The 22575-nt window shown below is 45.5% G+C and carries 21 protein-coding genes and 3 tRNA genes; 1 reads left to right on the top strand and 23 read right to left on the bottom strand.

Annotated features, from left to right (window positions below):
• Position 1: 1 nt before the first annotated feature.
• The 21 genes from P7M01_RS09875 to P7M01_RS09780 form a co-directional block, all read right to left on the bottom strand.
• Entirely contained in the window at positions 2 to 2713 is a 2712-nt protein-coding gene (locus P7M01_RS09875) for a YdbH family protein (RefSeq protein WP_317483168.1), read from the bottom strand.
• Positions 2714 to 2820: 107 nt separating this feature from the next.
• Entirely contained in the window at positions 2821 to 3804 is a 984-nt protein-coding gene (gene znuA / locus P7M01_RS09870; RefSeq protein ID WP_317483169.1) for a zinc ABC transporter substrate-binding protein ZnuA, read from the bottom strand.
• A gap of 78 nt (positions 3805 to 3882) precedes the next feature.
• The gene (tcdA, locus tag P7M01_RS09865; RefSeq protein ID WP_317483191.1) at positions 3883 to 4656 is read right to left on the bottom strand and encodes a tRNA cyclic N6-threonylcarbamoyladenosine(37) synthase TcdA; all 774 of its coding nucleotides are present in this window, start codon (positions 4654 to 4656) and stop codon (positions 3883 to 3885) included.
• Between the two features lie 9 nt (positions 4657 to 4665).
• Positions 4666 to 5784 carry a murein transglycosylase A gene (mltA, locus tag P7M01_RS09860; protein WP_202937104.1) on the bottom strand — a complete coding sequence of 373 codons (1119 nt, stop codon included), beginning with the start codon at positions 5782 to 5784 and terminating at the stop codon, positions 4666 to 4668.
• 72 nt (positions 5785 to 5856) lie between these two features.
• Positions 5857 to 9195 (bottom strand): exodeoxyribonuclease V subunit gamma, encoded by a 3339-nt coding sequence (recC, locus tag P7M01_RS09855; protein WP_317483170.1) that lies wholly within the window; start codon positions 9193 to 9195, stop codon positions 5857 to 5859.
• Positions 9196 to 9261: 66 nt separating this feature from the next.
• Entirely contained in the window at positions 9262 to 9558 is a 297-nt protein-coding gene (locus tag P7M01_RS09850; protein WP_317483171.1) for a DUF5374 domain-containing protein, read from the bottom strand.
• Positions 9542 to 10228, bottom strand: coding sequence for a DUF2572 family protein (locus tag P7M01_RS09845; protein ID WP_317483172.1), 687 nt, complete (start codon positions 10226 to 10228; stop codon positions 9542 to 9544). Before P7M01_RS09845 ends, P7M01_RS09850 begins: the two co-directional genes overlap by 17 nt.
• A complete protein-coding gene (locus P7M01_RS09840; protein WP_317483173.1) occupies positions 10219 to 10944 on the bottom strand; it encodes a hypothetical protein in 726 nt (241 codons plus the stop codon). The genes P7M01_RS09845 and P7M01_RS09840 overlap by 10 nt, the downstream gene beginning before the upstream one ends.
• Complete coding sequence (locus tag P7M01_RS09835) at positions 10941 to 11477, bottom strand: prepilin-type N-terminal cleavage/methylation domain-containing protein (RefSeq protein ID WP_317475756.1); 537 nt, start codon at positions 11475 to 11477, stop codon at positions 10941 to 10943. The genes P7M01_RS09840 and P7M01_RS09835 overlap by 4 nt, the downstream gene beginning before the upstream one ends.
• A gap of 445 nt (positions 11478 to 11922) precedes the next feature.
• Positions 11923 to 11998 (bottom strand) — tRNA-Lys (locus P7M01_RS09830).
• Between the two features lie 29 nt (positions 11999 to 12027).
• Positions 12028 to 12103 (bottom strand) — tRNA-Lys (locus P7M01_RS09825).
• Positions 12104 to 12132: 29 nt separating this feature from the next.
• A tRNA-Lys gene (locus P7M01_RS09820) sits at positions 12133 to 12208 on the bottom strand.
• Positions 12209 to 12496: 288 nt separating this feature from the next.
• Positions 12497 to 12955, bottom strand: a complete 459-nt coding sequence (gene pal / locus P7M01_RS09815) for a peptidoglycan-associated lipoprotein Pal (protein ID WP_202937098.1) — start codon at positions 12953 to 12955, stop codon at positions 12497 to 12499.
• A gap of 18 nt (positions 12956 to 12973) precedes the next feature.
• The gene (gene tolB / locus P7M01_RS09810) at positions 12974 to 14257 is read right to left on the bottom strand and encodes a Tol-Pal system beta propeller repeat protein TolB (protein ID WP_317483174.1); all 1284 of its coding nucleotides are present in this window, start codon (positions 14255 to 14257) and stop codon (positions 12974 to 12976) included.
• Positions 14258 to 14290: 33 nt separating this feature from the next.
• Positions 14291 to 15430 (bottom strand): cell envelope integrity protein TolA, encoded by a 1140-nt coding sequence (gene tolA / locus P7M01_RS09805; protein ID WP_317483175.1) that lies wholly within the window; start codon positions 15428 to 15430, stop codon positions 14291 to 14293.
• Between the two features lie 15 nt (positions 15431 to 15445).
• A complete protein-coding gene (gene tolR / locus P7M01_RS09800; RefSeq protein ID WP_202937095.1) occupies positions 15446 to 15871 on the bottom strand; it encodes a colicin uptake protein TolR in 426 nt (141 codons plus the stop codon).
• A 68-nt stretch (positions 15872 to 15939) separates the two neighbouring features.
• Complete coding sequence (gene tolQ, locus P7M01_RS09795) at positions 15940 to 16626, bottom strand: protein TolQ (protein WP_202937094.1); 687 nt, start codon at positions 16624 to 16626, stop codon at positions 15940 to 15942.
• A gap of 21 nt (positions 16627 to 16647) precedes the next feature.
• Positions 16648 to 17052 (bottom strand): tol-pal system-associated acyl-CoA thioesterase, encoded by a 405-nt coding sequence (gene ybgC / locus P7M01_RS09790; RefSeq protein WP_317475757.1) that lies wholly within the window; start codon positions 17050 to 17052, stop codon positions 16648 to 16650.
• Positions 17053 to 17261: 209 nt separating this feature from the next.
• Positions 17262 to 17357, bottom strand: a complete 96-nt coding sequence (locus P7M01_RS10385) for a cytochrome bd oxidase small subunit, CydX/CbdX family (protein ID WP_394853201.1) — start codon at positions 17355 to 17357, stop codon at positions 17262 to 17264.
• 15 nt (positions 17358 to 17372) lie between these two features.
• Complete coding sequence (gene cydB, locus P7M01_RS09785) at positions 17373 to 18509, bottom strand: cytochrome d ubiquinol oxidase subunit II (RefSeq protein WP_317475758.1); 1137 nt, start codon at positions 18507 to 18509, stop codon at positions 17373 to 17375.
• A gap of 13 nt (positions 18510 to 18522) precedes the next feature.
• Positions 18523 to 20085, bottom strand: a complete 1563-nt coding sequence (locus tag P7M01_RS09780; RefSeq protein ID WP_317475759.1) for a cytochrome ubiquinol oxidase subunit I — start codon at positions 20083 to 20085, stop codon at positions 18523 to 18525.
• A 425-nt stretch (positions 20086 to 20510) separates the two neighbouring features.
• On the opposite strand from P7M01_RS09780, the gene P7M01_RS09775 reads away from it, so the two are divergent.
• Positions 20511 to 20828: a DUF5339 domain-containing protein gene (locus P7M01_RS09775; protein ID WP_202937090.1), complete on the top strand. Its 318-nt coding sequence runs from the start codon at positions 20511 to 20513 to the stop codon at positions 20826 to 20828.
• Between the two features lie 59 nt (positions 20829 to 20887).
• On the opposite strand, the gene ruvB is transcribed toward P7M01_RS09775, so the two are convergent.
• Entirely contained in the window at positions 20888 to 21901 is a 1014-nt protein-coding gene (ruvB, locus tag P7M01_RS09770; protein ID WP_317475761.1) for a Holliday junction branch migration DNA helicase RuvB, read from the bottom strand.
• An 8-nt stretch (positions 21902 to 21909) separates the two neighbouring features.
• Complete coding sequence (ruvA, locus tag P7M01_RS09765; protein WP_317475762.1) at positions 21910 to 22524, bottom strand: Holliday junction branch migration protein RuvA; 615 nt, start codon at positions 22522 to 22524, stop codon at positions 21910 to 21912.
• Positions 22525 to 22575: the final 51 nt, after the last annotated feature.

Here is a 22575-nt window from a genome sequence, read left to right as displayed (position 1 = left end):
ACTATTGATTTAACTGATATTCTAAATTCTGTTCGAATTGTGAACCGTAATCGATCATTTGCCACAATTCGTACATATTTTCCTGATGATTATAATTCAATGTAATCGGATTGCGATTCTTCTTTTGCGGATTATAACCGGTAATCTGCGATTTCAGGTTCATCACGCCGTCCGGTGTCAGATTGACGGAAGCGTTCACGCTTTCCAAATTCATTTCCCGAACCACGTCCACTAAAATACTTTCCGTCCAACCGCCGGATTTCAACCCCGCAACCAACTCGTTACCCAATTTAAGATGCAGCGTTTCCGCCTGCTCAATCGTGCCGTTACAAATTACACAAGCATGATCATAAAGCCAAAACGGCAGCGTCGCATTAATCCGTCCCTTCAGGGTTAAATGATGATAATTCGCCATGCCCAGCACTTTATCCATATCAATGCCGTGCAGTTTTACTTCGGAAATCTGCGTTTGCGGGAAATTCAAGCTCGGAATTTCCGCCGTACCATCGAAAGCCCGCAGGGAAATGTTACGCAATTTAAACGGTTTAGCCCGCGAATAAGGATAGTAACCCTGTACCGCCATTTTCGCATTATCAATCAATAACGCCCCTAACCGAACGGAACGCATGCTCACTTGAATCGGTTTGTTATTGGCGCTCAGCTGATAATTATGATAACGAAACGGAAAGCGAATCTGTATTCCGTTGATTTCGCCGTCCGGCAGGGAAATTTCCCCGTTGCGAACATTCAGATCACCGTTCATCAACACGCCGTTTTCATCAATAATAAAATCCGTCGCCCCTTTAATCGTGCCCTGATGAATGCGCCATTCCCACGCATTCGGGAACAGCGGTTGGAATACGCGGGCGGATTGCTCGTTCCAGGCGATGTTGCCCACCATTTTTTTATCGCCGTAATGCGCTCGCACATCCAGCGGCCCCAGCGCGCCCGCTTTCAAATCGCCGGCTAAATTAAAATCCGAAATGCTTTTTCCGTCTACACCTACGCCGAATACCGGACGTATAAACCGCCCGCCGTAATCGAATTCAACCCATTCGGCACGCGCCTGCATCAGCCCGCGTAAATGATTTTCCGTGTAATCCCAACGCAGACGATCTTTCAATTCCAATTCAATTTTAGGGATTTTCACCCCGGCAGTATTCACCTTACCCGAATTGGCATGCAACATATTCAATTCGATATGATCGCCTTCCCAAAAGCCCACGCCTTTTACCTGCAACGGAGTTTTCAGCGCCTTCCACACCGCTCCGCCCTGCACATTCCAATCCCAGCGGTTTAACACGATATTTTCGATACGTCTTAACTTCTGACGTTTATCCCGAATAGAGAAAATGGTTTTCAGCCCCGCGATGAATTCTCTCGCCTGTCCGTCCAACTTTAAATCAATGTTGTCAAACTGCGGCGTACTGCCTTGTAGCAACGCCTGTAAACGACCTTCCAGACCAAAGCGCCCGACCAAAATATCGTTCAACGGCAAACGTACGTGCAGTTTGGTTTCATCAAATTCATTATCCATTTTAAAAATAGAACCGGGATGAAAATGAATGAGCGGATCCTCAAAATTACCACCGGCATTAAAGGTCAGATTGGTATAAGCCACGGTATTGCCGTAACGCAAGTCTCCGCGACCTTTCAACGGCACATAAATGCGATCAGGTCGAATTTCGCCCTTCTCGCCGGAAATCACCATTTCACCTTTCCCCAACTTACCGAAGGATTGCAGCAGAATATCTACATCCGACGTCATGGGAAACCAGCCTTCTTTCGGCATATTCAGAGTTAAATCCACAAAGGCTTTGAGCGGTTGATCTCCATCAAAATCCCAATACGCCAGCCCTTTCTTAATTTCCAGCCGTTCCGCAGAAAAATGAACGGGCACATCCAATAAGGGTTTATTCGCCGTTAAATTGGTGGCGCTGATAATGCCTTCCTGCGCTTTCCATTGCGCCTTGAGTTCGCCTTCCGGCACGGAAAAATCCGGCACGTTCCAATGCCCGGTGAATTCCCCCATCGTCGGCGGAGTAAGCAAATTCTGATTAAGCGAAGTATTGAATTCCAGCAGATAAGATTGTCCGGATTCCGGCTGATAGGCGGCGTTGCCCGATAATAAATAAGTCCCGTCGGACAGCGGTTGAAGTTCGGAATCTAAGCGAAAAATGAGCGCACTTTGTTGTTTTACCTGTGCGGCGAGCGTCGCTTTATTCGACAAAAATTTCAGCGTAAGCTGCAGCGGATTGATTAATAACGGCTGAACGGCAGGCACCGATAAAGCCTCGGCATTGCGTAGCTGAAAAGATTCAATATCCAGTTCGCCTTCGGGCAACCAGCCCCAAAGTGCGGTCAAATTTACGACAGTTTTGCTTTCGTCATCGCTCGGTAATTTTTCCAGACAGGCATAATCCAAACTGAGATTTTCCGCGGAAAGCCGATGCAAATTCCACCAATGCAGTTTCAGATTATCCGCTTCGGCAAGATGACATTGCGCGACTTCGGAATAAACCGATAAATGAGGCAATTCCATGCCACTCGCCCGCCAATGCCATGAGGAAGAAAGGGTAATTTTAAAATTCGGCGCCAGAAAACGGTTTGTCCACTGCGCCACGCTGACAGGTGTCAGCCAATGAGGCACAGACAACGCAAATCCCGCCAGCAAAAGGGCGAACAGCAAACAAACCTTTTTCCACATAATCATTCGAAGTTAAATTTCATAAATTATCTGACAAATGATAGCAAGAAAAATTCCCCTACAAAAGGCAAAAGAAAAGGCATGCGTCGGCATGCCTTCTTATCTCGTCAAGCTTATTTGCTTAGGCAATGAAAATAACTGTCCGCCGTGCTTTGCAAGAAGTTTACGTAGGAATCTTTGCCCAACTTCACGCTGTCGCCCATTGGGTCCAAACGCCCGATTTTCACCGCTGCACCTTTGCTGAGCGATTCAATCACTTTCGGGGTAAATTGCGGTTCGGCAAACAGACAGGATACATGGTGTTCGGCGATTTCCGCTTTAATCTCCGCCAATGTTTTAGCGCCCGGCGCCACCAACGGATTAATGGTGAATGCACCTTTTTGTTTCAACCCGTAAGCCTGGTTAAAATAACCGTACGCATCGTGGAAAACATAAAATCCCCGCTCTTTCACCGGTGCCAACTGTGTCCGGATTTTCTCATTCTGAAGCTGTAAAGTGCGGTCAAAATTTTGCAGATTTTTTTCAATCTGCGCTTTTTTATCCGGATATTGCGTCGTCAGTTTTTCCGCCACTTGAGTCGCCACCATTGCGCTGATTTTCGGCGAATACCAAACGTGCCAGTTCACGTTTAAGCCGTTTTCGTCTTGGTGCTCCTGTTCATGTTTGTCATCGTGAACGTCGTGCGGTCCGTGTTTATGGGAATGACCGTGTTCGTGCGCATCATGTTCTTCATCATCATGGTGATGATGCTCGGATTCGATTAACAGCTCGGCCACGCCGTCCATTTCGGCAATTTCAATCACTTTGTTGCCGTCAATCCGATGAACGGTTTTTGCCAGGAAACCGTCCACGTCTTTACCGACCCAAAGCAATAAATCCGCAGAGTTGATTTTCTGTACGTCGGAAGGTTTAAGATTATAGTCGTGAGGCGATGCGCCCGGCGGTACGATAACCTCCACGTCCGTTACGCCTTCGGCGATAGATGAAGCGATAAACCCGAGCGGTTTTACCGAAGTGACGATATTGGCTTGCGTGCCGGCGGAAAAGGCCAGCACGGCGCCGGCCAACCAGATTTTACGGAAAGAATATGCAGTCATGGGGTTCTCCTATAAGTAAGAATGATTCTCAAAAACTGCAATAAACTACGCGCTTTTTGCACAAAAATCCAGTGAATTTTATTCTGGCTTGGCTAAAATTTTATCGATCACGCGGGAAACCGCGAAAAATCCGAAGGTCGCGGTAATCATGGTTGCCGCGCCAAACCCGTTGGCGCAATTCATGGATGCCGAAACCGCACATCCTTCGCCGGCTTTCGGAAAAATAAGCGGTTGGGTGGAAAACACGCAATCAATGCCGAACTTGCGTTTCGGATTCTGGCTGAAATGAAAATTCTTGCGTAAAATCGCCCGCACTTTTGAAGCAAGCGGATCCTGAACGGTTTTACTCAAATCCGCGATCCGAATCTGAGTCGGATCCGTTTGTCCGCCGGCGCCTCCGATAGTGATTACGTTAATTTTTTGCCGTTTACAATAAGCGATTAACGCCGCTTTCACCCGAACGCTGTCAATGGCGTCAATCACATAATCGTAACCGCGGTTCAGGTAATCGGCTAAATTCTCCGTGGTGAGAAAATCGTCGATAATATTCACCTGACATTCGGGATTTATGCGATGAATCCGTTCTTTCATCACTTCGGTTTTCAGTTTGCCGATATCGCCCGTTAAGGCGTGAATTTGGCGATTAATATTTGTGACACAAATGTCATCCATATCGATCAGGGTGATTTGTCCGATGCCGGAACGGGCAAGCGCTTCCGCCACCCAGGAACCGACGCCGCCGATGCCGATCACGCAAATATGGGTCCGACGCAAACGGGCCAAGCCTTCCGGGCCGTATAAGCGCCCGATGCCGCCGAATCGCTGTTCGTAATTATCGATACGTTCTGTCATCATTCGACCTTAACGCAATACCCAAACGCGTCCGTAATGTTTGGATAAACCGGAAATATGGCCCGCCGCATCTCCTACGCCGCGATATAAATCAAAGTGATGACTGTTCACGGCTCCGCCCACATCCAACGCAACCATTAAGTTTAACTGATGTGCGCCCGTCCAATTGCCGGCATTGTCGATTTCCGGCACTTCCACCAACAACACGGAACCCATCGGAATCAAATATTTATCCGAAGCTACCGCCGCCATCGGCACCAACGGCACGCCCGCCGCCCCTTTCACCTGGCCGGACGGATCATGTTTGAAATAGACATAAGATTCGTTCCGTTCCAGTAAGCCCTGCAAACGGGACGGATTATGCGCCGCCCATTCGCGGATAGCCTGCACCGACATTTTTTCTTTCGGAATTTCGCCGTCTTCCACTAACAAACGGGCAATCGCCGTATAAGGGTAACCGTTCTGCCCCGCGTAAGCCAGATATTGCAAACGGCCGTTGCCGTAATCCACAAAGCCGCTACCCTGCACGCCCAGCAGGAAGTTATCAATCATTGAGTTACTGTAAGCTAACTCCAAACCTTTGCCTTCCAACGCGCCGGCGTAGATCTGCGCCCGACTAAAGCGTTTTTGTGCCGGCAACGCATAAATCGGTTGCTGGAATTCACCCTGACGGGAAGCCCGCACTTTAATAACCGGAGAATAATAACCCGTCATTAATACGTTTTGAAAACCGTCGATTCCCGACATAATCTGCGGACGAATACCGAAATTCGTCAGTTCGTTCACATTGGCGCCGGACACCACCCATTGCTGTATTTTGCTGTAATTATCGGCAAAGGCGGAAGCGATTCGATCGGAATAGTTACGTACATTTGAAATTTGAGTTAAAAAATCGCCTTGATTCACAATGCTGCTGTTGCCGTCCACGTCGATACGGGAAACGGTGGTAAACGGCATCGCGCTATAATTTCGCCCTTTATATTTCGCACCGAACTGCATCATTTCAGTCTGACTAGCCTGCGCCGAAACCCGCGCAGCAGGCGATTTGGCGGATTTTCCCGAAGAACAGGCGACTAACATCGCAGCGGCGATAACGGTTAACGCTCTAAATGCAATTTTTTTTCTCATAAAATTCTCTGAAGCTGCTGAAAAATGAAGCGGTTATGATACTCCAAAAACCGCTTTCATCCCTAGTGTTTTTTATGCTTTTTCATATGCGGCGATGAGTTCCGCAAACCAGTCCGCTAAGGCCGGTAACACATCGGCAAGATCTTGGTTATCCAAAGTTAACAGCAAACGTTGCCAATATCGATCCCCGCGGTGATAATCCGTCGGTTGCGCGGCATTTTCCGCCAGTCGGCGTAATTCGTCCGCAGACTGACATTTCAACGCTTCCGCGATTTTCATGGTAGGAATACATTGAATGCGGTTTATGCCGCGAATGTAGCCGCCTACGTAAACGCCAAGCTGCGCCAGCGCCCGTTCTGCGGCAAGGGGCGCCAGGGTGACGGTTTTATCCCGACAAATCATCAGGCTTGGCGCGGCTTCGCCCGCGGCACATTTCGCCAAATGATAAACCCAGTTTTCCAGACTGAACGCGTCGTTAAAATTCCCCACCCGCCAAGTGACGCGCCGTTTATGTTCGGAATCGCCGTAAAGTGCGGTCAAATTTCCCGTAATTTTTACGCCGTCAACATTCAGTTCAACCGCCTGCGTTTGCGGCATTTGGGCGAGATAATCCCGCACTTTTTCACGAAACGCGCCCATTTCCGAGCGCATTTGCACCTCATAAACTTTACCGAAATTCCCGTGCGGTAAAATGCCTTTCACTTTGAGCCGCTCGAAATAATCGGAAAGTTCTTCTTCGGAATAGGTCAAAAAATCGTCTTTAATCTGATATAAATCCAAGCCGTCTAACGTGAAATTTTCCGTATCGGGAATTAAATCGTCATCATTTTGAAAATACACGCCCAGTTGATTTTCAAAAAAATATTTCACCGGATGACGAACAAATTTCACCAGCTGATCCAGTTCAATTTGCGTGATTTCTTCTGTTATCGGCGGAATGTTTCGTTTATCGTCCGCGCAAGATACGGGCGGCAGAGGAAGCCATTCTTTCGCAAAAGTACGGTCGTTTTTGAGGAAGTTTTTCGGGCTGAAAATCGTCATCGGATGTACCTTTGCCGTTAATCGCAATGCGTCATCCGTCAAATTATCATTAATGTAATCCTGCAGCTGACTGACCACAACGGACGGCTGGCGAGGCTGATTATCCGTAATCGAACGCCCTACATAGCTGATGTAAAGCCGCTCCTGCGCCGCCAGCAAAGCTTCCAGAAACAGATAGCGGTCGTCATCGCGGCGAGAACGATCGCCTTTGCGACGGTGATATTGCATTAAGTCGAAACTGTTCGGCGTGTGTCGGCGTGGATAATCGTTTTCATTCATTCCCAGCAAACAAACCACGCGGAACGGAATGGCGCGCATCGGCAGCAAAGTACAGAAACTGACCTTTCCCACCAAAAATTTCAGGCTGTTCGGATTATCGTTCAACTTTTCCGTCATCACTTCCGCCATCACTTCCGCGCTGATTTCATCCCGGAAATCCATATTTTTCAGCAATTCCGCCACAGATTGCACGGCGTCCTGAATATATTGCTGCGCCTCCGACGTTTGTTCATCGGCAACGAAGAAATCCGTAAAAAGTGCGGTCAGATTTTGCTGCCATTTTTCAATGGAATGCGGTTGCTGTAAAAATTGATGCCATTGCGCCAGTCGCTCGACAAACGCCGCCAGATTACCGACGACCTGCCCTTTTAATCCGTCGGAATGATCGAATCCCAGGCTGTCCTGCCAAATGCCCTGGCTTTCCCGCATGGCATAACCCAGCAACAAACGCTCCAAACCCACCTGCCAGGCGTTGTAATTGTTCATGGCGGCGCCCTGGCGTTTATCCAGCCCGAAACGGATTTCAACCTGAGAAACCCAATGACGGATTTGCGCTAAATCCGACAAGGTAATTTCGAATTTCATACGAATCGCCGGCACATCCAGCAGCGCCAGCACTTCTTCCGCGGCAAACCGGCTGTTCTTCAGGCTCAATAAAGACAAATAGGTGGCAAGCAAGACGTCATTTTCCGACAGCTTTCCGTCGGAGATGGAAAATGGAATGTAACGTTCATCCGGTTGTTTTTTACCGGCATTGTCTTCCGTATACCGTTGATATTGCCCGAATACCGCCTGAATATAGGGCGCATAGCGGTCAATATCCGCCACCATCACCACAATATCTTTCGGCGTTAAACTCTTGTCCGCCCCGAATTGGCGCAGCAGATAATCATGCAGCACTTCCACTTCGCGCATAGGGCTATGGCAAGCGTGCAAAACAATGGACTGATCGGCTTCCTGAAGTTGCAACGGCTGTTGTTTATCGGGAACCAGATTCAAAATACGATTTTTCACCTGCATCAGCAAATCCGTGCCTTCAAGCGGTGTGTAAACGGTGAATTCCTGGGCGTCGAGCTCGCTCAACAGATAGAAAAAATCCCGTCCCAGTTTTCCCCAGGTCGCCAGCAAAGGATGTCCGATCTGAAGTAATTCATCGTCAACGGAATGCTCAAACTCTTCATTTTTTAACCGCACTTTTTCCGCATCGGACAGCCAGTTTTCTTCTCTATTACTGTGACGATCGCGATAAGTTTTCAAAGATAATTTCCGGATGAAATGCGGATCCGCCAAATCGCCCCAGTAATGTTTACTCGGATTGTTGAAAAATAAATGTACCTGACTGTGTTGACTGATCGCCTGCAACGTGTCCAAACAGGCTTTCGGCAACGCGGAAATGCCAAAAATGAAAATCCGTTCCGGCAAATTTTTCGGTCTGCCCGTTCGTAAAACTTCCAGATATGCCAAATGCAGATTGGCACGATGTTGCGCAACATTACCGTTCGAATGCCGACGCACGGCGGTCGCCAATTCGCGCCAGAGTTGTCCCTGCCATTGAATATCCTGCTTAATTTGGGCAAATAGTGCGGAATTTCCCGCCAGCGCATGACGCAGCTGATTTTCAACGTAATCGTCGTCTCCCTTTTCCCAGGCCGCAATCCAATCGGGACGATATACCAGATATTGGTCGAATAAATCGGCAATTCGACGGGCAAGCTGATAACGTTTTTCCTGATCCTTCGGTTTAGGAAGCTGCCAATATCCACGAAGCTGCGGCAAAGAAAGCGTTTCCAACAGCGCCATTAAATGCCATGTCATGGCGTCTTTTCCGAAAGGGTTTTGTGGCGCTACATCCGGTAGATTATCCGCATATTGTTGCCAAATAAAACTGGCCGGCATGGGGAAACGCAGATTGGCGGCAATGCCTTCCGCTTGCGCAATTTTCAGTTGCAGCCATTGCGCCATACCGGGGCTTTGCACCAGAATAGTTTCCGGCGGAAAAGGATCCGCACTTCGCTGCCGGAGCAGGCTGATTAAGATTCCCGCCTGTACATCAAGATCGTTAGAATGATAAATAAAAAAATCAGACACCATGCAACCTAAAGCAACTTAAAAAAGAAAAGTGCGGTCATTTTCTGAAAGATTTTTATTCGTTGCAAGCTATAAATGCAATTCTCCCGCCAGATAACGCACAATCACATGCTCATCCGTGCATTGGACGGAAAATCTCAATCGATTCTGCACAACGACAGTCTCGCAAGGTAAACCTAAAAACCGGCGCTGTTTCTGATTTTCCGCAATTTGAATCGCTTGATAGCGTTGATAGGTCTCTACTGCGGTTTTACGCTGATAGCCCGTCCATTGGTTAACGGAGATAAAAATGCCGCTAAATAAGGTTAAACTAATCAGTAACGTCAACAAGCTCATGCCGCGGTAATGATTAAGGGGTAAAATCATGCCAGCTTTTCTCCGCGCGTTGCCATTGACTATATAACTGAACCAGATTCGTCACCGTCGCCTTACGATAAACAATGGAAACCGTTTCGTCCGTACTGATTGCGCCGCCGGAAATAACGGCGCCCCGGATTATTCCCTTGCCGGAAAGATGTAAATCTCCTTCGGCAATAATGATGCCGTAAATATCGCCTTCTATCGTCCATTCCGTTTTTGTTTTGTTCAACCAGTAAAGATGATCCGATTTATCCTGAGGTAGCTTATCCGGCGGCTCGAATTTATCACGAAATAAAGATAGGGATTCCGCATGAATCATCCGGTTGAATTGTCCTTCATTAATCCCCTTCTTAGGCGATTGCTTAAACAAAGCCTGCCGCCGGCACCAAATATAATGGCGGTTACTGTCGGCAAACTGCGACCGCTCAAATGCAATCCGAGTAACCGTTGCCGCAGAATCCAAAGGTATTTCAGCACAAGCCGTCGCTTTTTGCCGCCGGCTGAGCTGTTGCAAATCGATATTATGAGCAACATAAATTTGCCGTTGCGACGTCAAAGAGGAATACGAACGCAGCACATCATCGTCAAACAGCATAAAAATCAGCAACATGGAACTCAGCAATACCAGCAAAGTGAGCGTCATCATACCTCGATAGCGCAATCTGATCATTGCCATTCTCCCTGATTCAGTAGAGGAATCACAATGCCGGTTTCATATTGAATTTGCGGATAATTCACAAACTGCCCCGCCAGATACACCTGAATCCCCTGCCCTTGTTCAATCCGGTCAAACGTTAATGCCGTTATGCGATAGGTTTTATCATCCAATAAATCCGTCCATCCGCTTGAATTGCAGGCTTCAGGCTGAATATAACTTCGGCATTCTTCCTGCTTGCAGGTTTGGCTAATCGAACTTTTATAGGTCTGACGGCTTTCTATCATATTGTCGTTTAGTCGATAGCCAAATAATTCGGTACTGATTTCTGAAGCTGAATTTTTGCCGTTCGCCACACAGCTTTTCCCTTTGTTATTCGCACCGATACAGCCGTTGCCGTTCACATCATAGAAAAACAAAACACAACTGTTTAACGGCGAATTGGCCGATTGTCCGATAGTGACGGCGGTCCCCGTTTCATCCAATTCAAACAGACTCAGATTATTTTGAAGCAATCCTTCCGACAATGCGCGAAAACCGGCACGACGAATATCCCGTCCCAACGTTTGCAACACGCGTTGCAATTCGGTTTGTAACTGCAATTTACGTAACATATCATGATTTTGCCGTTGTATATATCCGTAAAAAGAAAGGACGACCAACAATAAAAACGACGATAATGCCAGGCTCAGCATCAGTGCCAACAAAGTTTGCCCGCGATATTTTATTCCGCTCATTCTTCATTTCCTGTCGTACAGGCACTTAAAGACTGATAATCCTTCAACTTTAACGTTCCCAAATTGGAAAAGGAAAACAGAGTTCGGACGGAATCCGCCTGCAAGACAAAGCACCCGGAAAGAGCCGTATTCCTGATACCGTTAAATTTTGTAATTTCAAAAGGATAATATTGTTTGCTGATGATTGTCGTCTTTTTGGGAAAATAAGGCGTATAAAATTGTGCGGAAACCCGTTCGGGGCATAACGCCGGAGAAAAACAATCACAAACATAATCGTCTTTAATTTGTGCCGTAAAACACCACTTATTACCAGAAGCGTTTTGGTTCGCAATAATCAGCCAAATATTCGATGAATTCTCAACTCTCGCCTGAATACGGCGTAAAAACAAGTAAAGTTTCTGTTGCTCTTTAGCTAAAATCATTTGCGCATTACTTTTTTGCCAGGCGGGAAACGCCAGTTGCGCCAACAAGCTCAGGATTGAAACGACCAGCAATATTTCAATCAAAGTAAAACCCTTTAACGCCGCCCGCATTGCATTCTTTTCCCTAAATTTGTGACCGTCCGCTCGCCGTTATGTTAACGACTAAAAAAACATCGCATTTTTTGCCCGCACTTTACTGCACGGAACTTTAGAAAAATAAAACGGAAAAACCAAGTCTCTCGAATTGGTTCTGGAATGAAAATCACAAATTAAAATAAAGGTAAGGAAAAAAGATTAGCGCTCGCGATGCGTTAAATAGATTTGATTAATTGCCAATAATAAGCTTACGACTGAAAGGAAAAAACGTAAAAATAAATTCGGGAAAATAAGCAGAGTTGCCGTGTAAACGATAATAAATGTCACCACAAGCAAAAAACGGAAATATTGTTTTTTGCTGATATAGACAAAGATTAAATATGCAAAAACTAAAAGCGATAATCCAATTAATGCAAATAAAAAGAAATTAACCATAAACTTTCGATTGCCTTGGAAAAGATGGTGGGTCGTGAAGGATTCGAACCTTCGACCAACGGATTAAAAGTCCGCTGCTCTACCGACTGAGCTAACGACCCATGCTGACATGGGTAAACCAGATTCTAAGTGGTGGGTCGTGAAGGATTCGAACCTTCGACCAACGGATTAAAAGTCCGCTGCTCTACCGACTGAGCTAACGACCCGTACTGATATGGATAAACCGGATTTTAAGTGGTGGGTCGTGAAGGATTCGAACCTTCGACCAACGGATTAAAAGTCCGCTGCTCTACCGACTGAGCTAACGACCCACTTCATTACACGTCCCAATTACGTCGTGCAACGGGTGGATATAATACGGATTTAAATTTAATAATCAACTAAAATTTACATTTTTTTGTTTGATTGAACGAATACTCAACAATTAAACCAAAAGGTAAAACTATTCTCTCTCATCGTAAAATAACCATATTTGTTTTTTTACTTTTATATAGCACCATAAAAAAACATCGATTTTTTTGACCGCACTTTTTACTCGCCATAAACAAAAACAGGCTCATAAGAGCCTGTTTTTTATACTAATCAAAAATAATTTTAAATTAGTATGCTAATACTGCGCGACGGTTTTTCGCGTATGCAGCTTCGTCGTGACCTAACACTGCAGGTTTTTCTTCACCGTAAGAAACAGTTGAAACATTGTTAGCGCCTTTAGCACCTAAGTAGTTTTTAACTGCGTCCGCACGACGTTGACCTAATGCGATGTTGTACTCTGGAGTACCACGTTCGTCAGCGTTACCTTCAACTAATACTTTAGCAGCCGGAGTTGCTGTTAAGTACGCTGCGTGCGCGTCTAACAATTGTTGATATTCACCTTCGATATCATATTTATCGAATGCGAAGTAAACGGTGTTGTAACGTTGTTGTAAATCTTCAACAGAGTAACCACCGAATTGTTGTCCTGCATTCGCACCGTTTGTAGCGTTTGCATCGTTGTCTGATGAACTACATGCAGCTAATGCTAATACTGGCGCAACTAACAATAATTTTGCTAATTTCATTAAATTTCTCCTCAGAGTTTATTTTGTTAAGTATGGTGACCAAGCAGGAAATTTGACTTGTCCATCACTTCCTGGCAACCGAGCTTTAAAGCGTCCGTCTGCGGACACTAATTGTAGCACCTTTCCTAGTCCTTGGGTAGAGCTATAGATAATCATAATTCCATTAGGTGAGAGACTCGGACTTTCGTCTAAGAAAGTAGAACTTAACACCTCCGATGCACCTGTCGCCGTATCGTATTTAACAACATTGTCACCTGAAATCATTACTAACGATTTACCATCGGAACTCATCTGGCCGCTATAACTACGACCACCACCGATCAATGTCACACCGCCACCTGACGAGCTCATTGAATATACTTGCGGTGAACCGCTTCTATCGGACGTGAACAAGATACGACCATCAGGCGTCCAGCTCGGCTCGGTATTGTTACCGGCTCCGCTAGTCAATTTCGTAGGTTGTCCGCCATTCGAATTCATTACATAAATATTTAATTTTCCGTCCTGGTTATTGGCAAAGGCTAAACGCGAGCCATCTGGAGAAAATGCAGGCGCACCGTTATGCCCCGGAAATGCCGCAACCACTTTGCGTTGACCCGAACCTAAATTATGCACCACTAACTGAGATTTTTTATTTTCAAAAGACACATATGCCAAACGCTGACCATCCGGAGACCATGCCGGCGACATGATAGGCTGAGAACTGCGCGCAACGACAAATTGATTGAAACCGTCGTAATCCGCGATGCGAAGCTCATGGGAACCGGAATTACGTTGCACTACGTAAGCGATACGGGTACGGAAAGCTCCCTTAATACCTGTCATTTTTTCAAAGACTTCATCACTGACCTGATGAGCGCCCCAACGAATCCATTTCGGTTGTACGGTAAGTGAATTTTGCGCCAATACCGCACCTGCATTACCTGAAGCGCCTACGGTATCTACTAATTGGTAGGCAATTTGATAACCGTTACCGGATGCCGTTACCTGACCGACAACAACCGCATCAATTCCTAATGAAGCCCATGCATCCGGCGTTACCTCGGAAGCTGAGCCCGGTTGCTGAGGCATTTGATTAACCGGAATTGGATTGAATTTACCGCTATTACGCAAATCTGCAGTAACGATTTCCGCAACATCGGCTGGTACGGAACCATTGGATTTAAACGGAACGACAGCGATAGGACGAGCGCCTTCAACCCCTTCATCGATAACAATACGAACTTCGTCGTCGGCATAGGCTGAATTGATAACAAAAAACAATACAGCACACATACTCATTAAACGAGCGATCAATTTCATTTTTACCACCTATGTTGGTTTATGAGTGAATACTTATTTCAAATCGAAACTAATAATAGACGATTTATATTTATTGAAAATATCATCGGTCGGTGCCGGCGGAACCTTCTTAGTTCTCGCGATTGCACTTAGTGCCGCGGCGCAAATATCATCCGGCCCAGAAACACGTTGATATCCCGTAATGGTTCCGTCACGTCCCAAATTAATACGGACATCACAGACTTTACCGGCAAAACTCGGATCTTTCAAGAAACGACGTTTAATCTCTTTCTTAATCAATGCGCCATACTGATCGCCTGTTTTACCGCCGTCACCGGCACCTAAACTGGCACCGCTACCTTGGCTGCCGCCTTTATTCGCGTTCCCGCCTTTAGATGCGCTACCGCCGCCAATGTCACCGCCATTTAGAAAATCGTCTAAGGCGGCTTGTTTAGCTTTTGCGTCCGCTTTAGCTTTTGCCTCTGCCGCCGCTTTCGCCTTCGCTTCCGCATCGGCTTTTGCTTTAGCTTCTTTCTCGGCCTTCGCTTTGGCTTCTTTTTCCGCTTTTTCTTTAGCTTCTTTCTCTGCTTTTTCCTTGGCTTCTTTCTCGGCTTTTTCTTTCGCCTCTTTTTCGGCTTTAGCCTCCGCTTTTTCTTTGGCTTCCTGTTCTGCCTTCGCCTTGGCTTTTGCTTCTTCTTCCGCTTGTTTTGCCGCGGAAGCTAAACGTTTAGCTTCCGCTTCTTTTTTCAGTTTCGCTGCCTCAGCCGCTTGTTTGGCTTTAGCTTCCGCCTCTTCTTTTGCTTTTTCCTGCGCTTCCTGACGGGCTTTTTCCGCCGCCTGTTTTTGGCGCTCAAGTTCTTGCTGGCGTTGTTGTTCAAGCTTTTCCTGAATCTGTTCCTGTGGTTCCGGCTTAGGCTCCGGCTGTTCTTCTACCACAGCCTCGGGCGTTTCAGGTTGTTTTTTCTGAGCCGCCTGACCTTTTTTCTTTTGTTGGATTCGTCCCCATTCCTGAGCCGCCGATCCGGTATCCACCATTACGGCTCCCATGACGTCACCATCGCCTTCACCGCCGCCCATCACATCAATCGTATGGGTAAACAATGAACCAAGAATCAACAATCCAAACAAGATAACATGCAAAACGATCGAAATCAGATAGGCATTGGCTTCTTTTTTTCGTTGATTATTTTCCACAATCTGTCCTATTGATTAAATTGGATCGGTCATTAAACCAACAGATTTAATTCCTGCCAAATGAAGTAAGTTCAACGCCTTAATCACTTCTTCATAAGGCACGTCACTGGCTCCGCCGATTAAGAATAACGTATTCGGATCTTTCTCGAATTCGGCTTTCGTCATGGATGTCACCATTTCTTCGGATAAACCTTCCGAACGTTCTCCCGCAATAGAGATGGCATATTGGCCGACTCCCGAAACTTCAATAATCACAGGCACTTTATCTTCGTTTGATACTTCCTGGCTTTGTACCGCATCCGGCAGGTCAACCTGTACGCTTTGGCTGATAATCGGTGCGGTAGCCATAAAGATTAATACGAGAACCAACAAAACGTCCAAAAACGGCACGATGTTAATCTCGGATTTAATATTTCTGTCTTTACTACGGCGGTACGCCATATAAACCTCTAAAACTTGTCTAAATTTGACCGCACTTTACCTAGAAAAGTGCGGTCGGAAAATCGTTATTATTGATTTTTAGCAAAAACCTGACGTTGTAAAATCGTGGTAAATTCATCAATGAAGTTACCATAGTTTTGCTCTAATTTATTGACACGTAAACTTAAACGGTTATATGCCATAACCGCCGGAATGGCGGCAAACAAACCGATTGCCGTTGCAATCAGGGCTTCTGCGATACCCGGCGCAACCATTTGCAAGGTCGCCTGTTTGGCACCACTTAATGCCATAAACGCGTGCATGATTCCCCATACGGTTCCGAACAAACCGATATACGGGCTTACCGATGCCACGGTCGCTAAAAACGGAATTCGGCTTTCTAATGTTTCGACTTCACGGTTCATCGCTAAGTTCATTGCCCGCGTACTTCCTTTGATAATGGCTTCCGGCGCGTCCGGGTTAACCTGCTTCAAACGGGCAAATTCCTTAAAGCCTACATAGAAAATTTGTTCGCTGCCGGACATCGCGCTATCGCGGCGGTTCGATAAACCGTCGTAAAGTTTGGTTAAATCCTCGCCGGACCAAAAACGATCCTCAAACGCCGTCGAATCTTTCAGCGCTTGAGTCAAAATTCGACTGCGTTGAATAATAATCGCCCAAGAAACAATGGAAAATGAAATTAAAATTAAAATAACAATTTGAACGACAATACTTGCCTTTAGAAATAAATCTAAAAAGTTCAATTCAGCTGTCATTGAAAAACTCCGAGAAAATACTTAATCAAAAAATGCCGCCTTAACCTCTTTCGGAAGCGGAATCGGCTTCATTTTACCTAAATCTACACAGGCGACTTTCACCATCGCCGTGCTTAAAACGTTTTCGTCCCGTTTTAAAGATTGTGCGAAAACAATCGTCGCGCCTTTTACTTCCGCCACTTCCGTTTCCACTAAAAGAAAATCATCAAGCTTTGCCGGAATACAATAATCGATTTTCATCGATTTCACAACAAATGCGATTTTCCGTTCTTCAAGCAAAGTTTGCTGAGAGAAATTCAAGGCACGTAAAAATTCCGTCCGCGCCCGTTCATAAAAATGTAAGTAACGAGCATGATAAACAACCCCTCCGGCGTCCGTATCTTCATAATAAACACGAACGGGAAACGGAAAAACCGCACCTGCCATTTTCTTATCCCCTTTCCTATCCTTAGTCGCTTCATTTATCGAGTAAAAAACCCGCGTATTCTAGAACGAGAAAATACCTTTCGCAAGTATTATCACGCGTTAACCGCTCAAAAAAACGGATAATTTTTAAAAATTTTTTATAGTTTAAATATGACAAAAGGGCTTGTTAACAAGCCCTTTTAAAGTGCGGTCAAATTTTGAAGAGTTTTTTAATCCAATTTACCGTTATTATCTAATTTCGCTGTGACTTTCGCACTCACTAGAACGGCAGCGATAATCCCCACCAACCAAATTGCATAGAACATAAATTATCTCCTGAATCAGTACAATGAGTTTTTATTCGCTTCAATAAAATCCGCATCAAGACGACCGAACATTTTGACGTATGACCAAATTGTGTAAGCCAATGATAACACCACAAATACCAGCGCCAAACCAAGCATAATCTTCAATGTTAATTCGCTGGACGTTGAATCCCACATTAGCAAACTCATTTCCGGATGCGTGATGGACGGCATAATGAACGGGAACATTGATGTCGCACAACTTAAAATTACGCCGATCATGGTTAACGACGAAAAGAAGAAAGCAAAACCCGAACGATTCGCTTTGGAAGCGACAATATTTAACACCGCGCCAACCACAACCAACGCAGGCAAAATAAACAGCACCGGCATTTCTTTGTAGTTATTGAACCACGCGCCGGTTTCAATCGCCACGGTTTTACCTAACGGTGAAGACGGCGCATTATGATCGACCACGCTGGTTAACACAAAACCGTCTTTGAATAACAACCAAATTCCCGCTAACACGAAAGTAATCAAGGTCACAAATGCGCCTACCTGGCTGACCGTTCTTGCGCGATTACGCAATTCCGCCGTGGTTTTCATTTGTAACCAAGTCGCACCGTGAGTCGTTAACATGGCAAAGCTAATGATACCGCAAACCAATGCAAACGGATTGAGCAGTTCAAAAAACGAACCTGTATATTTCACTTGCATTAAATCGTTGAATTCAAACGGTACGCCTTGTAATAAGTTACCGAACGCCACACCGAAAACCAGTGACGGAACGAAACCGCTGACGAATAAACCGATGTCCCAGGTTTTACGCCACGTTTTGTCGTCTTTTTTATTGCGGTAATCAAAGGCTAACGGACGGAAAAATAACGCCGCCAAGACTAAAATCATCGCAATATAAAAACCTGAAAACGAAGTCGCATACACAATCGGCCATGCCGCAAACATCGCACCGCCGGCAGTCAGTAACCAAACCTGGTTACCGTCCCAGTGAGGCGCAATGGTGTTAATCATAATACGTTTTTCGACTTCTTTTTTACCGATAAACGGCAGTAAATTCGCTACGCCCATATCAAAGCCGTCGGTAATGGCAAAACCGATGAGCAAAACACAAACAAGCACCCACCAAATAAAGCGTAAAAATTCATAATCAAGCATACTACACTCCTACTTATTTAGATGATTGCTCGAAGTAGTAACGACCCGTTTTTAATGCGCTCGGACCAAGACGTCCGTATTTGAACATTAAATACATTTCGACTACCAAGAAAATCGTATATAAACCGCAAATTAAACCGATTGAGAACCAAAGGTCTCCCACGCCCAGTGATGAGTTGGCAACGCCGACCGGTAATACGTCGGTAATCGCCCACGGTTGACGTCCGTATTCCGCCAGGAACCAACCGCATTCGATAGCAACCCAAGGTAACGGTAAACCCCATAATAACGCCTTAAGCAACAAACCGCTTTTCTCCAGCTTGCCGCGCAAAGTCTGTAATAATGCGCCGAACATCAGTAAAATTAAGGCTCCGGCGATTCCCGCCATCACACGGAAGGACCAGAATACAGGCGCGACATTAGGAATACTGTCTGCCGCGGCGGCTTTAATCTGCGCATCAGTCGCGTCCACCACTTTATCGGTATAGCGTTTTAACAACAAACCATAACCCAAATCGCCCCGTACGTTTAAAAATTGAGATTTGGTTTCTTCGTTAATTTGTCCCGCCTTTTTCTGTGCGCGTAATTCTTCCAGTAAAGCGTAAGCCGTCATACCGTTGCGAACGCGTTGTTCGTTACGGGCTTCTAAGTCGGTTAATCCCAAATATTGACCGTCTAACGAACGCGTCGCAATAATTCCGCCGAGATACGGAATCTCGATAGCAAAATCATTTTTACGTTCGGCCTGATTCGGAATCGCTATCGCGTTCCAGGATGCGGGAGCAGGCTGAGTATGCCATTCCGCTTCCATTGCCGCCAATTTCACCGGCTGAGTTTTTGCTACGTCATAGCCCGATTCGTCTCCCATAATTATGACGGAAACCGAGGCAATGAACCCGAAAATTGCGGCAATTGAAAAAGAACGTTTGGCAAACGCCAAATCGCGACCTTTTAAAATATAGTAAGAACTGATAGCAAGTACAAACATCGCACCCGCTACATATCCGCCCGATAAGGTATGTAAGAATTTACTTTGTGCCGCCGGGTTCATCCATAAATCCATAAAACTCGTCATTTCCATTCGCATGGTTTCAAAGTTAAATTCCGAAGCCACCGGATTTTGCATCCAGCCGTTCGCCACCAAAATCCACATGGCGGATAAATTGGAACCGAATGCGACACAATATGTCGCCAACAAATGTTTAGCTTTTGAAAGACGATCCCAACCGAAAAAGAACAAACCGACGAATGTCGATTCCAGGAAGAATGCCAGCAATGCTTCGATAGCCAAAGGCGCCCCGAAAATATCGCCTACATAGTGAGAATAATATGACCAGTTAGTACCGAACTGGAATTCCATCGTAATACCGGTTGTGACACCAAGGGCAAAATTAATACCGAATAATTTTCCCCAAAATTTTGTCATATCTTTATAAATCTCTTTCCCCGTGATGACATAGGTTGTTTCCATAATGACAAGCAGGAAAGACAAACCTAAAGTCAACGGCACGAACAAAAAGTGATATAACGCAGTTAATGCAAACTGCAAACGAGAAAGTTCAACAACATCCAACATCTCGTAACTCCTTGTAATGCTACAAGTTAACATAACGATTACATTGTAATCACCCAACCGCCCAACACAAAATCAAGCAACCTTCACGAACCGTCTTTATTCGGTATACCGTTAAATATACCGAACCGCCACAAAAACAGTTCGAAATCAGTACGGCATTCTACTACTATTTGTAGGGATAAAAAATAGCAGAAATGATACCTAGATCACACTTTTGACATTAAAATCAAAAAATATCAAAGAAAGTAAAATAACAAAAATTGATCTGGCGCAAATTATAGGTTTTGTAAAGAGATTTGCAACTATTTATTGCAACTAATTCTTAAAACGTTGTCTAATAACTAGACATTTTTTAAACAATCTGTTATTTTCAGTCAGCTTTATGTATTTTTATCTTTATTACAAGAAAGAGGTAGGATTTTTTCATGAAACAAAAAATTAATGCCATTTTGACCGCACTTTTTGCCGGTCTCGTTTTTACCGGGTTTTCCGCACAGGCGTCCGAAACGCAAACCATTCCGCAACAATGCCAGAAACTGTTTCAAGCAACTGATAAATTATTGGCGGATGCTCAAAATCAACCCGGCACGCACACACAATTGAACAAAATCCAAAATAAATTAAACCAAAGCAAAAAACAGATTCTTGAAATGGAAGTGGCGACTCAAATAAAAAGTTGCGACCATGGATTGGCTAAATTAAATAGTCTGAATAAAGTAGAAGAAACCGAAGCAAATAATTAGTAAAAATAAAGGCTTATTCAACCCAATGAATAAGCCTTTATTTCATCCGCTTAGCCGAACTATTTGTTATCGACTAACTTTTCTAAACCGAAATGACGATATGTTTGCGAAGTCGCTATGCGACCGCGAGGCGTTCGTTGTAAAAAACCCTGCTGAATCAAATAAGGTTCCAGCACATCTTCGATAGTATCGCGTTCTTCACCGATAGCCGCCGCCAAATTATCTAACCCGACCGGTCCGCCGTCAAAACGTTCAATAATAGAACTTAACAGTTTTCGATCAAGATAATCAAATCCCGCCTGATCAATATCCAGCATAGAAAGGGCGGATTTTGTAATATCCTGCGTAATAGTGCCGTTATTCTTCACATCCGCGTAATCACGCACGCGCCGTAACAAACGGTTGGCAATTCGCGGCGTACCGCGCGAACGACGCGCCACTTCATGGGAAGCTTCATCCGAAATGTCTAAATTCAGACAGGACGCGCTTCGCGTTACAATCGAGGTTAAATCTTCCACCGAATAGAATTCCAGCCGTTGCACAATGCCGAAACGATCCCGCAACGGCGAAGTCAAGGAGCCGGCTCTCGTTGTCGCGCCAATTAACGTAAACGGCGGCAAATCCAACTTGATGGAACGCGCCGCCGGTCCTTCACCAATCATAATATCCAATTGGTAGTCTTCCATCGCCGGATACAAAACTTCTTCAATGGCCGGTGACAAACGGTGAATTTCATCAATGAACAGCACATCATGAGGTTCAAGATTAGTCAGCATTGCCGCCAGATCGCCGGCTTTTTCCAACACCGGACCGGAAGTGGTACGGATATTTACGCCCATTTCATTGGCGACAATATTGGCTAACGTGGTTTTTCCCAAACCCGGCGGCCCGAAAATCAACAAATGATCCAACGCATCCTGACGTAATTTTGCCGCCTGAATAAAAATCTCCATTTGCGACCGCACTTGTGGCTGTCCCACGTAGTCCCGCAGCAATTTCGGGCGAATAGCGCGATCAACCGCTTCATCATCCGGTTTGGCGCTGGCACTGATTATACGATCTGCTTCAATCATTCTTTTTCCTACAAGGCGGCTTTCAAGGCTTCACGGATCAATTGTTCGCTGGTCAAATTGCCGTTGGCGACTTTTTTCACCATCTTAACCGCTTCCGCCGGTTTATAACCTAACGCCACCAAGGCGGCGACCGCTTCGTCATCCGGTGTTTCCGTTTCGGCCGGCATTATATTCGGTGCGGTAAGATGTTTGCTTTCCACAAAGAAATCCGACTGTTGAATGCCTTTGAATTTTCCCTTCAGTTCCACTAATAAACGTTCGGCGGTTTTCTTGCCGACGCCCGGAATTTTCACCAGCTTGGATAATTCTTCCCGTTCAATGGCATAAGCAAACTCATGCACCGACATGGCGGACAAAATAGCTAACGCCAGTTTGGGACCGACGCCGTTGGTTTTGATTAATTCGCGGAATAAAGTGCGGTCGGTTTTGGTGGAGAATCCGAACAGCAAATGCGCATCTTCGCGCACTACTAAATGAGTAAACAACGTGCATTGCTGTTCGATGTCGGGCAGATTGTAGAAGCTGGTCATCGGCAGCAATAATTCGTAGCCCACGCCTTGCACGTCCAGTAAAATTTCAGGCGGTTGTTTTTCAATTAATTTTCCCTGCAAACGGCCGATCATCTTTGTTCCTTCTTAAAAATTTTTGCTATTATACCGATAAAACTGAATAAA

Origin of the sequence: Exercitatus varius (assembly GCF_029577735.1) — a bacterium.
GTDB classification, from domain to species: Bacteria; Pseudomonadota; Gammaproteobacteria; order Enterobacterales; family Pasteurellaceae; genus Exercitatus; species Exercitatus varius.
Note: the sequence above shows the minus strand (reverse complement) of the source record. Positions and strands in the feature narration are given on the sequence as shown.